The organism is Micromonospora sp. NPDC003241 (genome assembly GCF_053589795.1).
Genome location: NZ_JBSFSO010000028.1, coordinates 1 through 19,590, shown reverse-complemented (window position 1 = coordinate 19,590; position 19,590 = coordinate 1). Strand labels below are relative to the sequence as shown.

21 protein-coding genes and 1 pseudogene are annotated in these 19,590 nt (G+C 73.9%); 6 read left to right on the top strand and 16 right to left on the bottom strand.

Features of this window, described 5'->3' with window-relative positions:
* Positions 1-164: 164 nt before the first annotated feature.
* The 6 genes from ACWDVW_RS21145 to ACWDVW_RS21120 all read right to left on the bottom strand — a co-directional run bounded on the left by ACWDVW_RS21145 (position 165) and on the right by ACWDVW_RS21120 (position 6,876).
* The gene (locus ACWDVW_RS21145) at positions 165-2,462 is read right to left on the bottom strand and encodes a sulfatase-like hydrolase/transferase (protein ID WP_449951469.1); all 2,298 of its coding nucleotides are present in this window, start codon (positions 2,460-2,462) and stop codon (positions 165-167) included.
* Positions 2,455-3,957, bottom strand: coding sequence for a methyltransferase (locus tag ACWDVW_RS21140; protein ID WP_449951466.1), 1,503 nt, complete (start codon positions 3,955-3,957; stop codon positions 2,455-2,457). Before ACWDVW_RS21140 ends, ACWDVW_RS21145 begins: the two co-directional genes overlap by 8 nt.
* Positions 3,958-3,966: 9 nt before the next feature.
* The gene (locus ACWDVW_RS21135; RefSeq protein WP_191088694.1) at positions 3,967-4,116 is read right to left on the bottom strand and encodes a hypothetical protein; all 150 of its coding nucleotides are present in this window, start codon (positions 4,114-4,116) and stop codon (positions 3,967-3,969) included.
* 243 nt (positions 4,117-4,359) lie between these two features.
* Entirely contained in the window at positions 4,360-5,802 is a 1,443-nt protein-coding gene (locus tag ACWDVW_RS21130) for a HAMP domain-containing sensor histidine kinase (protein WP_449951593.1), read from the bottom strand.
* A gap of 17 nt (positions 5,803-5,819) precedes the next feature.
* On the bottom strand, positions 5,820-6,563 hold the full coding sequence (locus ACWDVW_RS21125) for a response regulator transcription factor (RefSeq protein WP_449951464.1): 744 nt from the start codon (positions 6,561-6,563) through the stop codon (positions 5,820-5,822).
* An 88-nt stretch (positions 6,564-6,651) separates the two neighbouring features.
* A complete protein-coding gene (locus tag ACWDVW_RS21120) occupies positions 6,652-6,876 on the bottom strand; it encodes a hypothetical protein (RefSeq protein WP_396747644.1) in 225 nt (74 codons plus the stop codon).
* A gap of 168 nt (positions 6,877-7,044) precedes the next feature.
* Here ACWDVW_RS21120 and ACWDVW_RS21115 point away from each other — a divergent pair, with 168 nt between their 5' ends.
* The 3 genes from ACWDVW_RS21115 to ACWDVW_RS21105 all read left to right on the top strand — a co-directional run bounded on the left by ACWDVW_RS21115 (position 7,045) and on the right by ACWDVW_RS21105 (position 9,826).
* On the top strand, positions 7,045-7,989 hold the full coding sequence (locus tag ACWDVW_RS21115) for a serine/threonine-protein kinase (protein WP_449951461.1): 945 nt from the start codon (positions 7,045-7,047) through the stop codon (positions 7,987-7,989).
* Between the two features lie 53 nt (positions 7,990-8,042).
* A complete protein-coding gene (locus ACWDVW_RS21110; protein WP_350697330.1) occupies positions 8,043-8,462 on the top strand; it encodes an OsmC family protein in 420 nt (139 codons plus the stop codon).
* Between the two features lie 494 nt (positions 8,463-8,956).
* Positions 8,957-9,826 carry a hypothetical protein gene (locus ACWDVW_RS21105; protein ID WP_449951458.1) on the top strand — a complete coding sequence of 290 codons (870 nt, stop codon included), beginning with the start codon at positions 8,957-8,959 and terminating at the stop codon, positions 9,824-9,826.
* A gap of 85 nt (positions 9,827-9,911) precedes the next feature.
* On the opposite strand, the gene ACWDVW_RS21100 is transcribed toward ACWDVW_RS21105, so the two are convergent.
* The 4 genes from ACWDVW_RS21100 to ACWDVW_RS21085 form a co-directional block, all read right to left on the bottom strand.
* Entirely contained in the window at positions 9,912-10,358 is a 447-nt protein-coding gene (locus tag ACWDVW_RS21100) for a response regulator (protein ID WP_350697328.1), read from the bottom strand.
* A 59-nt stretch (positions 10,359-10,417) separates the two neighbouring features.
* Complete coding sequence (locus tag ACWDVW_RS21095) at positions 10,418-10,777, bottom strand: STAS domain-containing protein (RefSeq protein WP_449951456.1); 360 nt, start codon at positions 10,775-10,777, stop codon at positions 10,418-10,420.
* 77 nt (positions 10,778-10,854) lie between these two features.
* A complete protein-coding gene (locus ACWDVW_RS21090) occupies positions 10,855-11,916 on the bottom strand; it encodes a cobalamin B12-binding domain-containing protein (RefSeq protein ID WP_449951453.1) in 1,062 nt (353 codons plus the stop codon).
* Positions 11,913-13,649 (bottom strand): PP2C family protein-serine/threonine phosphatase, encoded by a 1,737-nt coding sequence (locus ACWDVW_RS21085; protein ID WP_449951451.1) that lies wholly within the window; start codon positions 13,647-13,649, stop codon positions 11,913-11,915. The genes ACWDVW_RS21090 and ACWDVW_RS21085 overlap by 4 nt, the downstream gene beginning before the upstream one ends.
* Positions 13,650-13,933: 284 nt before the next feature.
* On the opposite strand from ACWDVW_RS21085, the gene ACWDVW_RS21080 reads away from it, so the two are divergent.
* Together ACWDVW_RS21080 and ACWDVW_RS21075 are read left to right on the top strand one after the other, a co-directional pair.
* Positions 13,934-14,287, top strand: a complete 354-nt coding sequence (locus ACWDVW_RS21080) for an STAS domain-containing protein (RefSeq protein WP_449951448.1) — start codon at positions 13,934-13,936, stop codon at positions 14,285-14,287.
* A gap of 70 nt (positions 14,288-14,357) precedes the next feature.
* On the top strand, positions 14,358-14,705 hold the full coding sequence (locus ACWDVW_RS21075) for an STAS domain-containing protein (protein ID WP_396747617.1): 348 nt from the start codon (positions 14,358-14,360) through the stop codon (positions 14,703-14,705).
* Positions 14,706-14,775: 70 nt separating this feature from the next.
* Here ACWDVW_RS21075 and ACWDVW_RS21070 read toward each other — a convergent pair whose 3' ends face one another.
* A complete protein-coding gene (locus ACWDVW_RS21070) occupies positions 14,776-15,078 on the bottom strand; it encodes a hypothetical protein (protein WP_396747614.1) in 303 nt (100 codons plus the stop codon).
* A 229-nt stretch (positions 15,079-15,307) separates the two neighbouring features.
* On the opposite strand from ACWDVW_RS21070, the pseudogene ACWDVW_RS21065 reads away from it, so the two are divergent.
* Positions 15,308-15,952: pseudogene (locus ACWDVW_RS21065) on the top strand (DUF2267 domain-containing protein); the annotation flags it as partial.
* 42 nt (positions 15,953-15,994) lie between these two features.
* Here ACWDVW_RS21065 and ACWDVW_RS21060 read toward each other — a convergent pair.
* From ACWDVW_RS21060 to ACWDVW_RS21040, 5 genes are all read right to left on the bottom strand, one after another.
* Complete coding sequence (locus ACWDVW_RS21060; RefSeq protein WP_449951445.1) at positions 15,995-17,296, bottom strand: NAD(P)/FAD-dependent oxidoreductase; 1,302 nt, start codon at positions 17,294-17,296, stop codon at positions 15,995-15,997.
* 48 nt (positions 17,297-17,344) lie between these two features.
* Positions 17,345-17,632, bottom strand: a complete 288-nt coding sequence (locus ACWDVW_RS21055; protein ID WP_449951442.1) for a DUF6510 family protein — start codon at positions 17,630-17,632, stop codon at positions 17,345-17,347.
* 12 nt (positions 17,633-17,644) lie between these two features.
* A complete protein-coding gene (locus ACWDVW_RS21050; protein ID WP_449951438.1) occupies positions 17,645-18,367 on the bottom strand; it encodes a ferredoxin reductase in 723 nt (240 codons plus the stop codon).
* A gap of 8 nt (positions 18,368-18,375) precedes the next feature.
* Complete coding sequence (locus ACWDVW_RS21045) at positions 18,376-18,975, bottom strand: sulfite oxidase-like oxidoreductase (protein ID WP_449951435.1); 600 nt, start codon at positions 18,973-18,975, stop codon at positions 18,376-18,378.
* Positions 18,976-19,015: 40 nt separating this feature from the next.
* Positions 19,016-19,590: TerC family protein (locus ACWDVW_RS21040; protein WP_449951433.1), on the bottom strand; the 575-nt coding region annotated here is incomplete at its 5' end.

Genomic DNA, 19,590 nt, shown 5'->3' with positions numbered 1-19,590 from the left:
GACGAGGACGTACAGGCACGAAGAAAGCACGAAGAGTGTCGGTACGCGACGGGTACGGAACTGTCCGAGCGCTCAGTCACGCACCCGGCGCGGGGCGACGGCCAGGTCGTGTGCGGGCGCGTCGGCAGCGTCGGCTGACGGCCGACCGGACCGCCCTCGCGACGTCAGGTGACGGTCAGCCGACGCAGGTCACCCGCGGCGTCGACCAGGTACAGGTCGAGCCGGTTGGCGCCGGGACGGAACAGCTTGTCGTCGGCGAGCAGCGCGGCGAAGCGGCGACCGCCCGGGTCCGGGGCCACCACCGGCACCACGGCCGCGACCACGCCGTTCACCGCCACCGCCAGCGAGGTGCCGTCGGCGACCTGGTCGGGCACCGTTCCCCAGACCATCGCCGGCAGCCGGCCGTCGTCCGGGTCGACGGCCTGGAAGGCGTCCTGCCCGCCGACGACCGCGGTGCCGCCGGGCGGCGCGTCACCCACGGTGGTGCCGACCAGCGGGTGCGGTGCCGGCGACGGCAGCGCGGCGGGCACGCCGCCGCTGATCGGCATGGGCTGTGACGGCCGGTCGTAGAAGACCTTGCCCGGATCGGTACGCGGCGTCTGCCGGGCCGAGCGGCCGTCGACCCGCCACGGCAGCCGGATGGCCGCCTCGTCGGCGATGGTCGGCAGCAGGTCGACGTGTTCCCAGTTGCGGTCGTCCACCCGCCCGGCGCGCTGCCCCGGCGTCCGGACGAACGTCGGCACCCAGGCCACCTGATCGGGCGCGGCACGAATGGCGCCCTCGCCCCGGCCCTGCGCCCCCTCGGTGAAGCTGACGCCGTGGTCGGCGGTGACCACCACCAGCGCCCGGTCCCACAGCCCATTGGCGCGCAGCGTACGGATCGTCTCGCCGATCAGCCGGTCGGTGTAGCCGAGCTGCGCCAGGTGCCGCTGCCGGGCCAGGTCCACCCACCCCCGCCCCTCGTTCGGGAAGTCCTCGGGCGCCTCGTAGCGGGCGCCGGACGGCAGGTACGCCCACGGGCTGTGCGGCATCAGCAGGTGCAGGAAGTGCAGCGTGGGCCGGGTCGACGGGGTGAGGCCGTTGAGGAAGCCGGTGAACCGGGCCGGCTGGTTGACGTTGAGGCTGTCCCAGCGGAACTTCGGGTCACTCGGCACCGGCTCGGCGGCGTCGATGCCCGCCTCCTCGGCGGTGCGCTCCCGGTACGAGTCCTCCGGGTCGATCCGGCTGTCGTGTGGGGCGGTGATCTGCCGGGCCAGCGTGCCGGTCTCCCGGACCAGTACCCCGATCCCCTGTTCCGGGGTGACCGGCTGCTCGCAGCGGCTGGGCGGGCAGAGCCGGGTGATGCTCTCCTCGGCCCGGATGTCGTACAACCCGCCGAAGGCGGTGAAGAGGTTGTCCGGGTAGTGCGAGTAGTGCGGGGCGTACGGCTGGGCCGGGTAGCGGCCGGTCAGCATGGCCGGCAGCGCGTACGGCGTCCAGCCGCTGACCCCGGTCGAGTTGCGATACCAGGTGGAGCCGGCGGCCAGCTCGGCGAAGTGCGGGAAGCGGGCCGCGTCGATGCCGCCGTCCGCGTCGAGCAGCGAGACCAGGGGCAGTTCGTCCAGCACCAGCATGACCACCGGCGGATGCAGGTCGCCGACGGCCGTGCCGGCCGCGCCGCCGTCGCCCCGGGGCAGCACCACCGGCCCGGTCGGCGAGGCGAACACGAACAGCGCGACGAAGATCAGCGGCCCCACGGCGGCCGCCCGCAGCACCCGCCCCGGTGCCCGCCACCGCCGGTGGACGAGCGCCGCACCAACCCCGGCCACCGCCGCCACCAGCAGCAGCGGTACGCCCCGCAGCGGCGTCACGTGCCGACCCACCTGCACCGCCAGCGCGCCGACCAGCAGGCCGAGCAGCAGCATGTGCGTCGCGGCCCGGGTGAGCCGGCCGGCCAGCCCGGACAGCAGACCGAGCAACCCGAGCGCGACGGTGGGCACCACCGCGACGAGGGCGACCAGCAGCAGGATCTCGCCCCGGTCGGCGCGGTGGAACAGGAAGAAGTCCGGACTACGGCCGAGGACGTCCAGCAGCGGCTGGGTGATCGCCAGCCCGACCAGCGCGGTCACCTCCAGCACCCGGCCGCCCTCGGTCCGCCAGCCGCCCCAGCCCCACGACCACGTGCCCCGTCCCCACCGGCGCTCCGCCTGCGCGGCCCCGCCCCCGTCGACGTCCGCCCCGTCCGCGCGGGTCGAGTCGGCGCGGGTCGAGTCGGCGCGGGTCGAGTCGGCGCGGGTCGAGTCGGCGCGGGTCGAGTCGGCGCGGGTCGAGTCGGCGCGGGTCGAGTCGGCGCGGGTCGAGTCGGCACCGGTCGCGTCGGCGCCCGGGCCGGTCATGTCGGCGTCGTCGCCCGTACCGGTCGCGTCGGGGTCGGTGGGGCCGGCGTCCGTGGGGTCGGTCGCGTCGGTGGGTCGGTCAGCCACCCAGGGCCACCCGGTAGAGGGTGCGGGTGCCCGAGGGCAGCTCCAGCCGGTCCTCGACGGTGCCGTGCGCGGCGAGCAGCGCCTCGAAGGCGTCCCGCCGGTAGTCGGGGAAGAGACCGTCGGGCTTGTTCGCCAGTAGCCGGGCGGCCATCGGGTCGTCGGGGTGGACGAACTCCACCACCAGCCGGCCGCCCCGGGCGGCGTACCCGGCCAGGCAGGCGACCACCTCGGGCAGCGGCACGTTGCGTCCGATGGCCAGGTGGTGCACCAGGGCCAGGGCGAGCACGGTGTCCGCCTCGGCGCGGGCGGCGAACGAGGCGCGCTCCACGCCGCGCCACCCGCCGCCGGGCGACGGGTCGGCGAGGTCCATCACCAGCGGCAGGACGCGCCGCTCCCCCTCGTCGCGCAGCGTCCGGTAGAGCCGGTCGAGCACCGCCGGGTCCTGCTCGACGGCGACGACGTAGTCGGCGTGCCGGGCGGCGAGGCGGGCGTACCGGCCGTCGTTGGCGCCCAGGTCGAGCACCAGGCGCGGCCGGGCGGCGCAGGTCAGCGCGGCGGCGACGAACCGTTCCTTGCCGGCTCGGTCGTCGCCGGAGTAGCCGCAGGTGCGCTGGTAGTCCACCCAGTGGGTGGCGGTGGGCCGGTGGTCGAGGCGGCGGACCAGCTTCTCGATGCCCCGCACGGTGGCCAGGGCCAGTTCCCGGGTGTAGCCGGCGGCGCGCAACTGGGCGCGGACGTCGGCGGTGCTGGTGTCGGCGCTGCGCCGCTGCACGCTGCCGTGCAGGTGCACATGGGTCGGTACGCCCGGCAGCAGCCGCCGTACGCCCCGGAACAGCGGGACCATCTGTTCCGGTTCGATGCCGTCGATCCGGGCCCGCAGCCAGGGCCGGAAGTCCATCCCCAGGTGGGCCCCGAGCATCAGCGGATAGAGCAACGTCTGGCAGAACTGCCGGTAGCCGGCCCACGGTTCGCCGTCGCGCAGCGGGGCGAAGGACCCGACGTCGATGAAGACCGGCTCCACGCCGCGCCACTGGAGGTTGTACGCCGAGCCGTCCTTGGTGGTGAAGCCCGCTGGCAGGGCCGCCCGGAGGATCTCCAGGTGCAGCAGGGCCGCGTCGCGCAGCATGGCGAAGGACCACTCGTACGGGTGGGAGACGAACGGGATGCGCTCGTGCCGCAGCACCGCCGCCCACGCCGGGTGTTCCGTGCCGGTCGGGTCCGCCGTGCCGACCGGCGCGGCGGAGGGCGGCACCTGCGCGCCCGCCGGAAGCTCCTCGGTGCCGCAGACCTTGCCGGCGGCGAGCAGGGGCGGGAAGAAGGTGCTGCCCGCGAGCGCCCGCCAGTGCTGGGCCGCGGTCTCGTCCAGCGCCCGCAGCACGTCGTCACCGGCGTGGAAGACCCGGTTGGCCGGGTCGCGGAAGGAGCCGGGTTCGGCCCGCAGCTCGACGCCGGACGAGGCCGGCCGGGTGGACCGGCCGAGGTCGGGGATCGCCATGCCGGCGGGTCAGTTCTGGTCGGTGGGCTGGCGGCGGAACCGGTCGACGAGTCTGCGCCAGTAGAGTTTGGCCGCCACCGCGACGCCGGCGACGCCGCCGACCACCGCCTGCACGATCAGGCTGCCGGATCCCGCGTCCAGGTAGGCCAGGTGCTCCACCGACCGCTCCTTCCCCTCGCCGTTCTCGTCATTGATCCGGCACACAATTCACGTTTCGCACGTTTTGCCGGACTCCTGCCACCGTACGCGGATTGGCGCTGCCGGTCGGGCACAACCGAGCACTTCCCCGCGTTCGATTCCGCCCGCCCGCACCCGCGCCGCACCGCCGGCACCCGCGCCAGCCGGCGTGAATGCAAGCAGGGGTCCCCTGCTATGCACGAGGCGTTAGCAGGGGACCCCTGCTTACCCGCCGTCGGCGGCGAGGTGCGGGAGACGGACGGTGAAGACGGTCCGGCCGGGCCGGGTGTCCAGGGTGACCGTCCCGTGGTGGGCCTCCACCACGGCGGCGACGATGGACAGGCCGAGGCCGGTGCTGCCGTGGGCCCGGGAACGGGAGCTGTCCCCCCGGGCGAACCGTTCGAACACCTCGGGACACAGCTCGGGCGGTACGCCCGGCCCGTCGTCGGCGACGCGGAGTTCGGCGACGCCGTCGGCCAGCCGCAAGCCGGTGGTGACGGTGCTGCCGGGCGGCGTGTGCACCCGCGCGTTGGCCAGCAGGTTCGCCAGCACCTGGTGCAGCCGGGCCGGGTCGCCGGACACCCGGACGACGGTGTCGGGCAGGTCGAGCTGCCAACGGTGCTCCGGGCCGGCCACGTGCGCGTCGCTGACCGCGTCCACGACCAGCGCGGTGAGGTCGACCGGTTCGACGGCCAGCGGTCGGCCGGAGTCGAGCCGGGCCAGCAGCAGCAGGTCGTCCACGAGCCGGGTCATCCGGGTGCTCTCCGACTCGACGCGGCGCAGCGCGTGGGCCACGTCGGGCGGGACCTGGTCACGACCCCGGCGGGCCACCTCCGCGTACCCGCGGATCGCGGCCAGCGGGGTGCGCAGCTCGTGGCTGGCGTCGGCGACGAACTGGCGTACCCGGGTCTCGCTGGCCTGCCGGGCGGCGAGCGCGGCGGCGACGTGCCCGAGCATCCGGTTGAGCGCGGACCCGACCTGACCGACCTCGGTACGCGGGTCGGTGTCGGCGACCGGCACCCGTTCGGAGAGGGCCACCTCGCCCCGGTCCAGCGGCAGTTCGCTGACGTGGGCGGCGGTGGCGGCGACCCGACGCAGCGGACGCAGCGTGGCCCGCACGATCAGCGCCCCGGCGGTGCCGGCGACCAGCAACCCGGCCGCGGTGACACCGGTCTGCGCGGCGACCATCCACCAGACGGTCTCCCGCACCCCGGACAGCGGCACCGCGAGCACCCGGACGGTCCCGGTGGCCGACGGGCGGGCCACCAGCCGGTAGCCGCCCCGGTCGCCCAGGTCGACGCTGCGTGGGCGACCGTCGGTGGGCACCCGGGCCAGCGCCGAGACCTCCTCGACCGGTACCTCCCGCTCCTGGCGGTCGACGAGCGTCCACGCCTCGGTGACCCGGCCGTCGACGACCCGCGCGCTGATCGTGCCGGACGGGAAGCCGCGCGGGACCCGCACGTCGCCGTTCCACGGCCCGCCGCCCGGCCCGGGCTCCCACGGCACGCCGGGACGACCGCCGGGCATCGACTGCAACTGCTGGTCGACCCGGGAGATCAGGAACTGCCGCAGCGCCACCGTGGTCAGGCCGCCGATGGCCAGGCTGACCACGGCGAGCAGCGCGACCAGCGTGACCACCAGGCGGGTACGCAGCGACCAGCCGGCCAGCCAGCGCCGCAGCACCCTCACTCCGCCGGCTTGAGCAGGTACCCGGCGCCACGCAGCGTGTGGATCATCGGCGGTCGGCCCGCGTCGATCTTCTTGCGCAGGTACGAGATGTACAGCTCGACCACGTTGGCCTGCCCGCCGAAGTCGTAGTTCCACACCCGGTCGAGGATCTGCGCCTTGCTGAGCACCCGACGCGGGTTGCGCATCAGGTAGCGCAGCAGCTCGAACTCGGTGGCGGTGAGCGTGACCAACTGACCGTCCCGGCGTACCTCGTGGCTGTCCTCGTCCATCGTGAGGCCACCGACGGTGAGGACCGAGTCGGGGCGGGCGGCGACCGCGAACCCGGAGCGACGCAGCAGCGCCCGCAGCCGGGCGATCACCTCCTCCAGGCTGAACGGCTTGGTCACGTAGTCGTCGCCGCCCACGGTCAGCCCGGCGATGCGCTCCTCGACCGCGTCGCGGGCGGTCAGGAACAGCACCGGCAGGGTGGCGCTCTCCGCACGCAGCCGACGCAGCACCTGGAAGCCGTCGAGGTCGGGGAGCATCACGTCGAGCACCACCGCGTCCGGCTGGAACTGCCGGGCGGCGCGGACCGCCGCCGTCCCGTCCCCGGCGGTGCGGACCCGCCAGCCCTCGTATCGCAGCGCCATCGACAGCAGGTCGGTCAGCGTCGGTTCGTCGTCGACGACCAGCACCCGGACCGGTTCGCCGTCGGGCCGGCGCAGCTCGACGCGACCCGGCCCGGCCGCTCCCTCGCTCATCATGGTCCCCATCGTGAGCGGACGGACTGGGCTCCGCTTGTGCGGTTGCTGTGTGCCGGCTGTGTGGACCCCCCGCGTACGGGTTCGCTCACTCGCTCACGCCGACCGGGTCGGTCCGGACGAAGCGCATCGTCCAGTCCCCCGTGCCGTCGGGCCGCTGCCGCGCGTAGAGATGGTCGGCGGCGGGGTCCGGTGCGGACTCCGGCCGGCGCAGCACCCACAGCCGGGGCGGCGCCCCGTCGGGGCCGGCCGGCAACGCCCGGACCAGGTCGTCGGCCGGGCCGCCAACGAAACGTACGGTCACCTCACTCATCGTGTGCTCCGCTCTCCGTTCGTCCGGTTCGTCGCCGTCCCGGCTCGCACGCTAACGCACCGGCCGCCGTCGGAGGCCGGTTTGCCCTGATCAACGACGGGGTACCGTGCCCGACGCCGCGCAGTCAGGTGGAGCGCGGCATGGCGACACGAGGGCGAGGAGCGGTCCATGCGGACGCTGGACGGGCGTTACCGGCTCGAACAGCGCATCGGCGTCGGTGGGATGTCCGAGGTGTGGCGGGCCCACGACACGGTGCTCGACCGGCCGGTCGCGGTGAAGCTGGTGTCGCCGGGTCAGCCGGACGGCGACGCCTCGGTCGAGCGGATCCGCGCCGAGGCCCGCTCGGCGGCCCGCCTGGTGCATCCCAACGTCGCCAGTGTGCACGACTTCGGCACCTGCGCCGGTCTGCCCGGGCGCGAGCAGCCGTACATCGTGATGGAGCTGGCCGAGGGGCTGACGCTCGCCGCGCACCTGCGCGCCGGGCCGCTGGACTGGCAGATCGCGGTCCGGGTCTGCGCCGAGGTCAGCGCGGCGCTGGCCGCCGCCCACGCGCACGGCATCGTGCACCGCGACGTCAAACCGGCGAACGTGATGCTCACCCCGTCCGGGGTCAAGGTGCTCGACTTCGGCATCGCCACCCCGACCGGCACCGCCGACCCCACCCCCGACGGCGTGGTGGTGGGTACGCCCGCGTACCTCGCCCCCGAGCAGCTGCGCCGGGCGCCCGCCACCCCGGCCGCCGACATGTACGCCCTCGGCGTGCTGCTCTACTGCTGCCTGGCCGGTCGGCTGCCGTACTCGGCGGACAGCGTCACCCAGTTGCTCGGGCCGCACGGGCGGCAGCCCCCGCGCCCGCTGCCCGAGGTGCCGGGCCTGCCCGCCGAGGTGGCCGACCTGTGCCGGCGCTGCCTCGCCGACGATCCCGACCGGCGGCCGACCAGCCTGGTCACCGCCCTGCTGCTGGCCGAGGCGGTGGACGCCCGGGTGTACGTGCCGATGCACCAGCCCCTGCTGCCCCGCCAGCGCCCGGCGGTGAGCCCGTGGACGGAACGGGCGGCGGCCGAGGTCACCGAGGCCGCGCCGCGCGTGCAGTGGAGCCGGCATCCACGGTGAGTTTCACCCGATCGGGGTCGGGTAGCCGGGCGGGAACCGACGGGAGGAACGCGATGAGTTCCTGGCTGAACGAGGTTGCCACGGCCACCGCCGAGGGTGGCCACATCCACACCGACGACGAGGCGCTCTCCACCGGCCTCGCCTCTCCGTTGGCGGCGCACTGCAGCGGGCTCACCCCGTCGCAGCTGCTCGCCGCCGCCTTCGCCTCCTGCCTGCACCACGCGGCGGTCGAGGCGGCCGGGGGGATCACCGACGAGGCGCACACCGTGCAGGTACGCGCGGAGGCCAGCCTCGGACGCGACGACGACGGCCGGTACCGGGCGGACGTGCACGCCTCGATCTCGTCGGTGGGCCTGACCCGCCAGCAGCTCAGCGAGCTGGTGGAGCAGGCCGACCGGCTGTGGCCGTTCTCCAGCGCCGACGGCGGCCGGCACCGGCTGACGGTCACTCCGGCGGAAAACGGCCGGCACTGACCCGCCCGGGGCGCAGCGGCCCGCACCGCCGGCCCTCGCCGATCATGGCGTCGTGGCACCCGCCCCGCCGATCATGGCGTCGTGGCGCCCGGCCCGCCGATCATGGCGTTGTGGCACCCGGCTAGTCGGATTTGGGATGTTATGCCGTCGCCACAAGTCCATGATCGACGGGACGCCCGGGGCTGTGGGGCGCGTGGGGGTGGTGGGGCGGGTGGAAACCGGGGGGCCGACCGCCTGAGCGGCGAGGACACGGTGAGCCCAGGCGACCCTCCACCGTTCGGGGGAGGCACCGCCGGTCGTCGATAGACGGCGATGAGATCCCTACTTCGTCCTGTTCACACCGGCAAATCCGGCATGGCGGGAACGACGGATAGCCGAGGTGCATCCGCTATCCGGTGAACCGTGCAGTATCGACCGGTCGACAACCACAAATTGTGACGCATGCCACCAAGCGGGCCGGTGGCATCGGGCCGAGGGCTTTCTAGCCTCGGCGGGTGCATCCCGACGACCCCATCGACCAGAAGCTGAACCCCGAGCCACCGGCGAGCCGTACGGCCGACGGAGCATCGTCCGAACGGGCGACAGGGCGACACCGACGCGTGGTGACCCCACGTCGTGGCGTCCGTGCCCTGCTGGCCTCCACCCCGGTCCGGGTGGCCCTCGCCACCGGCGTGACCTGCTGCCTCGGCGCGGCGGCGGTGGCGACGGCGAACCGGGACGACGACGAGACCCCCCGGGCCCAGGTCGCCGAGTCGGTGGCCGACCGCGCCCTGGCCGCCGAGGACGACCCCGCCTCCCGCTCCTACGACCGCAGTCCCTCGCCCACGCCGGCCAGCCCGAGCCCCAGCGCGTCGCCGACCGCCTCGCCGACACCGAAGAAGACGACCTCCCCGAAGCCGAAGAAGACGACCCCGGCCCCGCCGGCCCGCCCCAAGCCGGTCGCCGGGCTGACCCAGGCGCAGATGGACAACGCCAAGGTGATCGTGGACGTCGGCGCGGACCTCAAGATCCCGCGCCAGGGGCTGGTCGTCGCCGTCGCCACCGCCATGCAGGAGAGCACGCTGCTCAACTACGCCAGCGGCGTGCTGCCCGAGTCGCAGAACTACCCGCACCAGGCCATCGGCTGGGACCACGACTCGGTCGGGCTCTTCCAGCAGCGCCCCAGCAGCGGCTGGGGCAGCGTCCGCGACCTGATGCGCCCCGCGTACGCCTCGCGCGCCTTCTACGAGGCGCTGCTGAAGGTGCCGGGCTGGCAGCAGATGAGCCTCACCATGGCCGCCCAGGCCGTGCAGATCTCCGCCTACCCGTACGCGTACGCGCAGCACGAGGAGCGGGCCGCCACCATCGTGGCGGCGCTGACCTGACCCGTCGTCGCCGGTCCGGCCCGTTCTCGCGTCTGCGTGGGCGACAGCCGGGCCGGCGGGGCCGGACCGACCGCGACGGCGGGTCTCAGGCGCGCTTGGGCAGCACCACGACCCGGCCGAAGAACTCGTCGATGCGGTGCACGACGTCGTTGAAGTCGTCCAGGTCGATCGGCTTGGTGACGTACGCGTTGGCCTGCAACGTGTAGCTGCTGATGATGTCGGTGTCCGCGTTCGACGTGGTCAGCACGACGATCGGGATGGTCCGCAGGTCCTCGTCGTTCTTGACCTCGCCCAGCACCTGACGCCCGTCCATGCGGGGCATGTTCAGGTCGAGCAGGATCACGTCCGGCCGGTGCGCCCCGGTGTGCCGCCCCTCGCGGCGCAGGAACTCCATCGCCTCCTGGCCGTCGCTGACCACGTCGATGACCTTGTCGACGGTCGAGGTGGCCAACGCCTCCTCGATCATGAGCACGTCACCCGGGTCGTCGTCGACGACGAGGATGTGTACCGGGTCAAGGGTGCGTGCGCCCATCGTTGCCTGCCCTCAGGTCGTCGAGGGCGGAGCCTCTCGGCCCCGCGCTGGCGGGAAATCTAGCCGATCCCCGGGCGGTCCGTGGCCGCCGGGTCGACGGCGTCAGCACCGTACCCCAGCACCTCGGCGAGGCCCGTCACCTTGAGCACCCGCTCCACCCGGCCGGTCGCGCCGGTGACGCGCAACCAGCCGCCCTCGGCCGCCGCCCGGTTGTCCCCCCGGACGAAGACCGAGATGCCGGTGGAGTCGCAGAACGTGAGGTCTGTCAGGTCGACCAGCAACCGGCGTTCCCCCGAGTCGGCCAGCCGGTCGATGACGGCGGTGAGTTCCCCGGCGGTGCTCATGTCGAGTTCACCGGTGAGCCGGAGGCGGGTCGGCCCGCCACCGAGGCGCTCGGCGTACGTGACGGTGAACGTCACGGTGATCCCTCCCGCCGTACAGAGCCGGATGCTTGCAGTGGCGCAAGTATAGTGCCAGCCTGACGGCCGGCCGGATCTTACGCCCCGGCGGGTGCCGAGCGGGCGCAGCGCGCCGCGACCACCGAGCGTCCCGACCGGAGGTATCCGGCGGCACGGGGGAAGTCCTGCAGGACGCGGGCGTAGTGGCTCAGGACGACGTCCACCGCGACCTCCGGCACGCCGCGACTGTCCAGGACGGCCACCAGCCAGTCGACGAACTCGGTGAACAGCGTGTCGTCGTCGACGTAGAGCGCGGCGGCCAGGAAGTCCAGGATGTGGCCGAGGTCGCTGACCGTCGAGTCGAGCTGTGCCGGGCTGTAGTCCCGGGCGGCCGGATGCCGCTGCGCCAGGTCGGCCAACGCGCTGTCGATCAGTTCGCCGCGCCGGGCGACCAGGGCGGCGTACTCGTCGTCGGCGAGGTGCGCCAGGCTGGCGGCCGGCGGCCCGGCCCGCAGCGTGCGCTCGTCGGCGAGCAGACGGGCGGCGGTCGGCCCGTCGGGCGCCCACAGCACGCCGAGGCGCCGCGCCCAGCGGCCGTCCACGCCGAAGCCCCGCCCGCCGACCACCACCGGCACGTCCGCCCGCTGGCAGGCCTCCACCATGCGGTGCGCGTGCGGCAACCGCATCGGCAGCGCGCACGCCAGCGCGACCGCGTCCGCGTCGTGCCGGTGCAGGTACGACACCAGGTGCGCGGCGGGCACGCTGGCCCCCAGGAAGGTCACCTGCCAGCCGCGCAGCCGCAGCATCTCGGCGACCAGCCGGGCCGGCAGCGCGTGCCACTCGCCGTCCATGCAGGCCACCACGATTCGGCCCCGGGTCGGCCGCACCTGGCAGTACGCGGCGACCGCCGCCACCACCCGCTCGCTGATGTGGGTGGCGGCGTGTTCCTGGGCCACGCTCCACTCGTTGCGGGCCCACCGCTCCCCCACCTCGGCCTGGGCCGGGGCGACCAGGTCGAGCAGCACCCGTTCGGCCGCCACCCCACCGTCGAGCAGGCCCCGGGCCACCTCGATGGCGGCCGGCTCGTCCGCCTCGGCGAGACAGTGCAGATACTCCTCGTACGCGGTGGCGTCGAGGACACCCCTGGTCGCGGTGGTCACGACCCGGTCGTCCCGTCCCCGGGCGGGGCGGGCACCGCGTGCAGGTGCCGGTGCGAGCGCGGGCCGGTGCCGGTGGCGCGCAGCGCGAGCACCGCGATGTCGTCGTGGTCGCGGTGGGCCAGCCAGTCGCCGGTGACCTGCTCGATCCGCTCGGCCAGGGCGGGTGCGGGCATCCGCTGGCAGCCGGTGACCGCCTGCACCAGCCGGTCGGTGCCGAGCTGCTCGTCGCCCCGCCGCCCGCCGCGCGCCTCGGTCACCCCGTCGCTGTAGAGCAGGCACGTCTCACCGGGGGCCAGTCGGACGGTGACCTGACCGACGCGCGGGTCCGGCACGACGCCGATGAGCATTCCGCGCAGCGGCAACTGCTCGACCTCGCCGGAGGCCCGCAGCACCAGCGGGGGCAGGTGCCCACCGCCGGCCAGGGTCAGCGACAGGCCGCCGTCGCGGTGCGGCCGGACCACACCCAGCACCAGCGTGGCGAACCGGCCCTGCCCGTGGGCCAGGGTGGTCTCCAGCAGCGCGTCGTTGAGCAGTTGCAACAGCCGGGCGGGCTGCTGCTCGACCCGGTGCAGCGCGTGCAGGCACTGCCGGAGCTGGCCGGTGAAGACGGCCGCCTCCACACCCTTGCCGGAGACGTCGCCGAGAAAGAACACCGAGCCGCCGTCGGGCAGCCGGTGCGAGCCGTAGAAGTCGCCGCCGATGCGCAGCCCCGCCTGGGCCGGACGGTACGCCGTACCCCACTGCACGCCCGGCGCCTCGGCCGGTGCCACCGGGAGCAGGCTGGACTGCAGCGTGTCGGCCACCTCCGCCTGCTCGCGATAGAGCAGTGCGGTGGTCAGCGCGGCACCGGCGCGGGCGGCGAACGCGCGGATCAGGTCGACGTCCTCCTCGGCGTACCAGTCGGTGGCCGCCCGGGCCACCAGCAGCACACCCGCGGGCGCGTCGCGGCCGGGTAGCTGCACCAGCCGGGCACACACGTCGGCGGCGGACATCCCGGGCAGCCAGCCCGCCTCGACGGCCTGCTCGACGAGCCAGTCGACGGTGTGCGGCTGGACGACCTGGAGGCTGTCGGAGACGGCCTGCGGCAGCTCGGTGGCGGAGAGCACGCCCCGGTCCACCACCGGCGCCTCGTCGTCGGCGCGGCTGGCCCGCCACCAGCGGGCCCGGCCGGAGCGCGGCGCCATGACCAGCACCGCCACCTCCGCGAGGGTGGGTACGGCGAGCCGGACCACGGCCGCGGCGGCCCGGTCCGGATGCAGCGGGTTGCCCAGCTTCTCGCCGACCACGGCCAGGAAGGCGGATCTGGCCCGCTCGGCCGAGAGCGCGTCGGCGCGCGCGGCGCTCTCGCTGACGTCCTCCACGTACCAGCAGCTGCGACCGGCCGTCAGCGGCACCCGTCGGGTCCGGAGTCGGCGGCCGTGGTGGACGAATTCGGTCTGGTCGGTACGCAGTCCGTCGACCGTGCCGAGCGTGCCGCCGACGGTGATCTCCGGCAGCAGGCGCTCGGCGACCGGGCTCACGTGCCACACGGTGTCGTCGGGACCGCACACCACGAGTCCCTCACGGAGGTGCTCGACCACCTCGGGCCAGTCGGCCGCGGCGTGGGAGCGCTCCAGGGCGGAGAGACCGGCGGTCCGGGGCGCATCTGGGCGCCATGCCGAGACCCGGGCGACACGCGGCGGGGTAAACCGTCCGTCGCCGGGCTCGAGATCCCTGACGTCGGCACCCGTCACCAGCTCGGCCCTACTCCTTGTCGATTCCGCACCCGCGTTGCGCGGGGTGCACGGTCGCGTTCCTCCACCCACCCTACGCTGCTCCCGCCGCACCGCCACCCGGCAGCGATGCCGGGTGGCCGGGCCTTCGGAGCGCAGGTCGGGGCACGCGTCCGGGCCGGTCGCGCCCGGGAGGCGGGGCAGCTCAGGGATTGTTACGATCCGGAACGCCCCTGCCACCCACCCCTGCGGAAGGCTGATCGTTGCTGTCACACGGTCGGAGACCCGAGTCGACGCCACTGAGCATGTCGGTCGACCGGGCCGATCCCCGGGCACCCGTGATCCGGGTGGGCGGCGACCTGGCCTACACCACGGCGACCCCGCTGCGGGTGGAGATCGACCGGCTGCTGGGCACCGGTCCCGCCACGCTCGTGCTCGACTTCGCCGACCTGCAGTTCATCGACAGCACCGGGCTCAGCGTCATCGTGCACGCCTGGCGTGAGGGGCAGCGGCACGGCAGCACGGTGGAGCTGCGCGCGGTGCCGCGCTTCCTGGAGACCATCCTCGACATGACCGGTGTCACCGGACTGCTCGCCCGTGCGGTCGGCGGCGGCGGACCGGCGACCGGGCCGGAGGACCAGCCGACCGTCACCGCGTGAAAAAACAGTCTTCGGGGAAAACGCCGACCCCGCGACTTGCGTCAGACGCACGGGCTGGGAGCATGGAGTCATGTCCTCATCGCTGTTGGCCATCGAGGTCAGCCGTCTCGACGCCGGGCGCGCCGAGCTGCGGCTGACCGGTGACCTGGACTTCGACAGCGCACCCGACCTGATCGCCGCCGTCACGGAGCTGCACCGTTCCGGCTATCAGCAACTCGTCATCGACCTCGCCGGGGTCGCCCTCTGCGACTCCTCCGGGCTGAGTGCCTTCGTGGTGGCTCACCGCCGAGGGTCCGACCCGATCCGGCTGGTCAACGTCAACCCGTCCCTGCGTCAACTGCTGGACCGCACCGGCCTGGCCGAGCTGCTGCAACTGCCGCCGGCCGTGGACGGCGACGGCATCACCGCGGTCGGTTGAGCGCGCGAGACGCAGCCCGGCAGGGGTGGCCCCCGACCCTGGGACCAGGGGCCGGGGGCCGGAGGATGGCTCAGGGCGTCGGCACCGGACGGGTGCCCATGCGCTGCGGCTCGGCGATGCTCTCCGCGTCGTCGGGAGGTCCCGCCTCCGGCGGTTGGAACAGATATCGGACGAACTCGCCGTCCGTGCCGTCGTCCTCCGCGCCGGGCCACTGGCCGGCACAGTCGACACCGATCACCTCCCGGCCGGTGCCGTCGGACTCCTCCAGCAACGCCCACAACGTCACCGGATAACACCGGGTGCTCTCGGCGGTCAGACGCCATCGCGCGTACCAGCCCGGTCGGGCGGGGACGATCTCGACAATCTGCTTCATCGGACCTTCCCTTCCGCGTGCCTCGGAAGTTCGTGCCTCACACCGGGTTCTCCGGCCATCCCGATCGTCCGGCCGACGCGGGTGAGCGCCCCTCACCCGGGCCGGATGAAGCCCTCCGGCGGGGCCCGGGCGGTCGTCTCGCCGTCCCGGGCGGCCGTTTCCTGCTCGGTGGCAACGGGAACGCGACGTGGTGAGGCCCGACGAGAACCGACGGAAGCGAGGTGTCACCGTGCGCAAGCAGATGGAGGGCGACAACCAGCGCCGCCGTGCTCTGGCCCGGCAGGCCCGCGAGCGCGGCATGCAGGCCGCCGACACCGGCGCGAGCCTGAGCGCCTCCAAACAGCCCACGCACCTGAAGCAGGCCAAGCGCGCCGGCCCGCCGCCGGCCGGAAAGGGCCGCAAACCGGACACGACGCGAGGTGGACCCACACCTCCGCCGGCCGGCGTCGCCGCGAACCCTCGGCCCCGACCCGAGCCGGGCACGAACGCCCCAGGGATCACCAGCATGGGATACCGGGAACTCGTCGACGACGTCGTCCGGCGATCCGGGGTCGACTTCCGTACCGCCAAGGTCGGAGTCGAGTCGACCGTGCTCGTGCTGGCCGCAGCCCTGGAGGCCGGCGAACGCCAGCGCCTGCTGCGGGCGGTACCGGCCTCGCTGCACGATGTCGTGCCGGTCGACGGCATCCGACGCCACCAGGACCTGTCCGGGTTCCTGTCCGAGGTGGGCCGGATCAGCGGCCGTACCCCGGAACAGGCCCGCTACCAGGCCGAGGCCACGCTGGCGGCGCTCGCCGAGCAGGACCGCGACCTGGTCGAGTCGCTGGACGTACCGGACGGGTTGCGCGACCTGCTGGACCCGCCGGCAGCCGGCTGATCCCCGTCGCCGGGCGGGCGTCCCCCGCCCGGCGGCCGGTCAGCGGGCGTGGCTCGGCAGCTCCGGCGACTCGCTCTCCAACGGCACCGCGTCGGCGGGGATCAGGCCCAACTGCGCCGCCGAGCGGGGCAACGCGGCGTCGAGCAGCCAGTCGGCGCCGACCCGGGCCCGGTTGCCCGGCATGGCCAACAGGTGGTATGCCCGGGTCACCGCCTTCGCCGGCAGACCCGACAGAGGCACCTTGAGCGGGTTCGCCGCCGCCTGCTTGCCGCCGAGGTCGACCACCCAGCCGAGGTCGTGGTGCTTGTACGGCCGACGCCGCCCCTGCCCGTAGGAGGCGGCGATGTTGTGCGCGGCGAGCTTGCCCTGCCGCTGGGCGTGCTGGGCGGTCATCGTGCAGATCTCACCGGGCCGGGTCAGGTCGGGTACGGCGGCCGCGTCGCCGCAGGCGTACACCTCGGGGAAGCCGGGCACGTTGAGGTACTCGTCGACGACCAGCCGCCCCTTCTCCGTCCGCAGGCCCAGGTGCGCCACGAACGGGTCGGGGCGTACGCCGACGCACCAGATCAGGGAGCAGGTCGGCACGTACTCCCCGTCGGTGAGGGTGACCCCGTCGGCGGTGGCGACCGCCACCGAGGTGCCCATCCGCACGTCGACCCCGCGTCGGCGCAGCACCCGGTCGGCGGTACGCGACATCCGCCGGTCCAGCTCGGGCAGCACCCGGGGCGCGACGTCCAGCAGCATCCACTTCGGGCGGATCGGCAACCGGGGACGCTGGGCGGTCAACTCGTCGGTGAAGAGCTGCCCGTGCGCGGCCACCTCGGTCCCGGTGTAGCCGGCGCCCACCACCACGAACGTGGCCCGCGCCCGCTGCTCGGCCGGATCCTCGGCCTGCTCGGCCAACTCGATCTGGCGGACCACGTGGTCGTGCAGGTAGAGCGCCTCGGGCAGACCCCGGAAACCATGCGCGTACTCGGTCACCCCGGGGATGGGCAGCAGCTTGTTCACGCTGCCGACGGCGAGGATCAGCCGGTCGTACGCCAGCCGGTTGCGCTCCCCCTCGGGCTGGGTGAACCCGACCCAGCGGTTCTGCAGGTCGACGTGGTCGGCCTCGCCGATGACCACCCGGACGCCGTTCAGCGTGCCGGTCAGCGGCACCGCGATCCGACCCGGCTCCACCACACCGGCGGCCACCTCGGGCAGCAGCGGCAGATAGAGGAAGTAGTCGGTCGAGTTCAGCAGGACGATCTCGGCCCGGTCGCGGGCCAGCCGGCTCAGCGTCTTCGCCGCGTGGTACCCGGCGAAACCGGCCCCCACAATCACCACACGAGGCTTCGTCATTCCGGGCCCGTTCCCACCCCGCAGGCCGACAAACGTCGCCCCGGCGACCTACCGGCCCACGGGTCGGTCCGGCGGCATCGGGAACCGGAGGAAGGTGGCGCCCCGCAGGTCCAGCCAGGCCCGGTCCGGCGCGCGGACCAGCCGCAGCATCACGTCCGCGCAGGCCGGACAGCGGGCCACCAGTCCCGGCGCGTGCGAGTAGACCCGCAGGCCGGCCATCGGGCCGGCGGTGCCGCAGTGGGCGCAGCGGCCGGTGGCCGTGCTCAGGTCCACCGCGAACACCTCCCCCAGCGGGCCGTCGAGCATGTTCCCGTCCACGTACGGCAGCGCGGTCATCCGCGGCTCCTCTCAGCCGGTCGGGCCGAAACGTTCGGTGCGTACCCGCCGTGCCGGGTGGCCCAGGCCGACGAGCAGGTCGGAGACGGTCTCCACGAATCCGGTCGGGCCGCAGACATAGACCAACGGCGTCAGCTCCGGCGGCCAGCCGTGCGTGTTGACGTCGGCGAGGCCGAGCCGGTGCGGTTCGCCCGTCCAGCCGTCCGGCGCCTCGCGGGTGTAGACGTACGCGACGTCCAGGCCGGCGTCGTCGCGTACCCGCCGCCGCAGCTCGTCGGCGTAGAACACGTCGGTCGGGGTGCGGACGGAGTAGATCAGCCGGAACGGGGTCCGGCTGCCGGCGGCCCGGCGGGCGCGGATCATCGCCATCAGGGGCACCAGCCCCGAGCCACCGGCGACCAGCAGCACGGGGTCGGTCTGCGTCGGCCGCCAGACGAACCAGCCGCCGATCGGGCCGCGCACCTCGATCGGGTCACCCTCGCGGTAGCCGTCGACCAGGAACGGCGACACCTCGCCGTCGGGCACCCGCTGCACGGTCACCTCGATCCGGTCGCCGTCGGCCGGCGCGGCCAGCGAGTACGACCGGGCGGCCTGGTATCCGTCGGGTGCGGTGAGCCGCAGGTCCACGTGCTGCCCGGGTACGTGGGCGGGCCAGCCCGGCACCTGGAGCACCAGCGTGTGCGCGGTGGGCGTCTCGACCCGGCGGTGCACCAGCCGGGCCGGCTGCCACCGCATCCGCCCGCTCAATCGCCCTGGTACCGCTGCTCACGCCACGGATCCCCGTAGTCGTGATAGCCGGCGGTCTCCCAGAAACCGGGGGTGTCCTCCAGGCCCAGCCGGATGCCGCGCACCCACTTGGCGGACTTCCAGAAGTAGAGGTGCGGCACCAGCAGCCGGGCCGGCCCGCCGTGCTCGGCGGGCAACTCCGCGTCGTCGTAGGTGTGCACCAGCCAGGCCCGACCGTCCGTCAGGTCCTCCAGCGGCAGGTTCGTGCTGTAGCCGCCGTAGGAGTGGGCGAGGGCGTAGTCCGCCGCGGTGTCCACCCCGTCCAGCAGGGTGTCCAGCGAGACGCCCTGCCAAGTGGTGCCGAGCTTCGACCAGCGGGTGACGCAGTGGATGTCGACCGTCGGGGTCTCCTGCGGCAACGCCATCATCTCGGCCCAGGACCAGCGGTATTCCGCGCCGGTCTCGGTGGTGATGACGAACTCCCAGCTCTCGCGCGGCACCTTCGGTGTCGGGCCGGCGGAGAGCACGGGGAAGTCGGGTGTCAGGTACTGACCGGGTGGCAGGTCCGGTGCGTCGGCGCGTGGCCGACCCTGGAAGCCGGGCGTGACGATACCCACCGCACAGTCGTACCACGCCCGGCCCCGCCGCGGGGGTCGGTCACTTCCGTTCGGTCACGACCTCCTTGGAGCCCGGCACCACGTTGCGGGTGGCGCGCAGGCTGGTGATCGTCACGACCGTCAGCACACCGATGATGACCAGCAGGGACGCCACGGTCGGGATCTCCGGCACGCCCTCCCAGATGCCGTGCGCCCAGTGCAGGCCGAGCTTGACGCCGATGAACGCCAGGATGATCGCCAGGCCGTAGGTGAGGTGGACCAGGCGGCTGAGCGCGGCGTGCAGCACGAAGTAGAGCGCCCGCAGGCCCAGCAGCGCGAAGGCGTTGGTGGCGAAGACCAGGTACGGGTCCTCGGTGATGCCGTACACCGCCGGCACCGAGTCCACCGCGAAGACCACGTCGGTGGCGAAGACCGCCACCACCACCAGCGCCAGCGGAGTGAGAGCACGCCGGCCGTCGACCCGCACGGTCATCTTGGTGCCGTGGTACTCCTGCACCACCGGCATGAACCGGCGCAGCAACCGCACCGAACGCATGTTGCCGATGTCCACCGACTGCTCGTGCCCGGTGAACGCGTCACGCAGCAACTTCGCGGCGGTGAACAACAGGATCAACG

Coding starts and splice junctions, on each gene's coding strand:
- ACWDVW_RS21140 (WP_449951466.1), bottom strand. CDS start 3,957: ATGGCGATCCCCGACCTCGGCCGGTCCACCCGGCCGGCCTCGTCCGGC.
- ACWDVW_RS21125 (WP_449951464.1), bottom strand. CDS start 6,563: ATGAGCGAGGGAGCGGCCGGGCCGGGTCGCGTCGAGCTGCGCCGGCCC.
- ACWDVW_RS21120 (WP_396747644.1), bottom strand. CDS start 6,876: ATGAGTGAGGTGACCGTACGTTTCGTTGGCGGCCCGGCCGACGACCTG.
- ACWDVW_RS21115 (WP_449951461.1), top strand. CDS start 7,045: ATGCGGACGCTGGACGGGCGTTACCGGCTCGAACAGCGCATCGGCGTC.
- ACWDVW_RS21110 (WP_350697330.1), top strand. CDS start 8,043: ATGAGTTCCTGGCTGAACGAGGTTGCCACGGCCACCGCCGAGGGTGGC.
- ACWDVW_RS21100 (WP_350697328.1), bottom strand. CDS start 10,358: ATGGGCGCACGCACCCTTGACCCGGTACACATCCTCGTCGTCGACGAC.
- ACWDVW_RS21080 (WP_449951448.1), top strand. CDS start 13,934: ATGTCGGTCGACCGGGCCGATCCCCGGGCACCCGTGATCCGGGTGGGC.
- ACWDVW_RS21075 (WP_396747617.1), top strand. CDS start 14,358: ATGTCCTCATCGCTGTTGGCCATCGAGGTCAGCCGTCTCGACGCCGGG.
- ACWDVW_RS21070 (WP_396747614.1), bottom strand. CDS start 15,078: ATGAAGCAGATTGTCGAGATCGTCCCCGCCCGACCGGGCTGGTACGCG.
- ACWDVW_RS21060 (WP_449951445.1), bottom strand. CDS start 17,296: ATGACGAAGCCTCGTGTGGTGATTGTGGGGGCCGGTTTCGCCGGGTAC.
- ACWDVW_RS21055 (WP_449951442.1), bottom strand. CDS start 17,632: ATGACCGCGCTGCCGTACGTGGACGGGAACATGCTCGACGGCCCGCTG.
- ACWDVW_RS21050 (WP_449951438.1), bottom strand. CDS start 18,367: ATGCGGTGGCAGCCGGCCCGGCTGGTGCACCGCCGGGTCGAGACGCCC.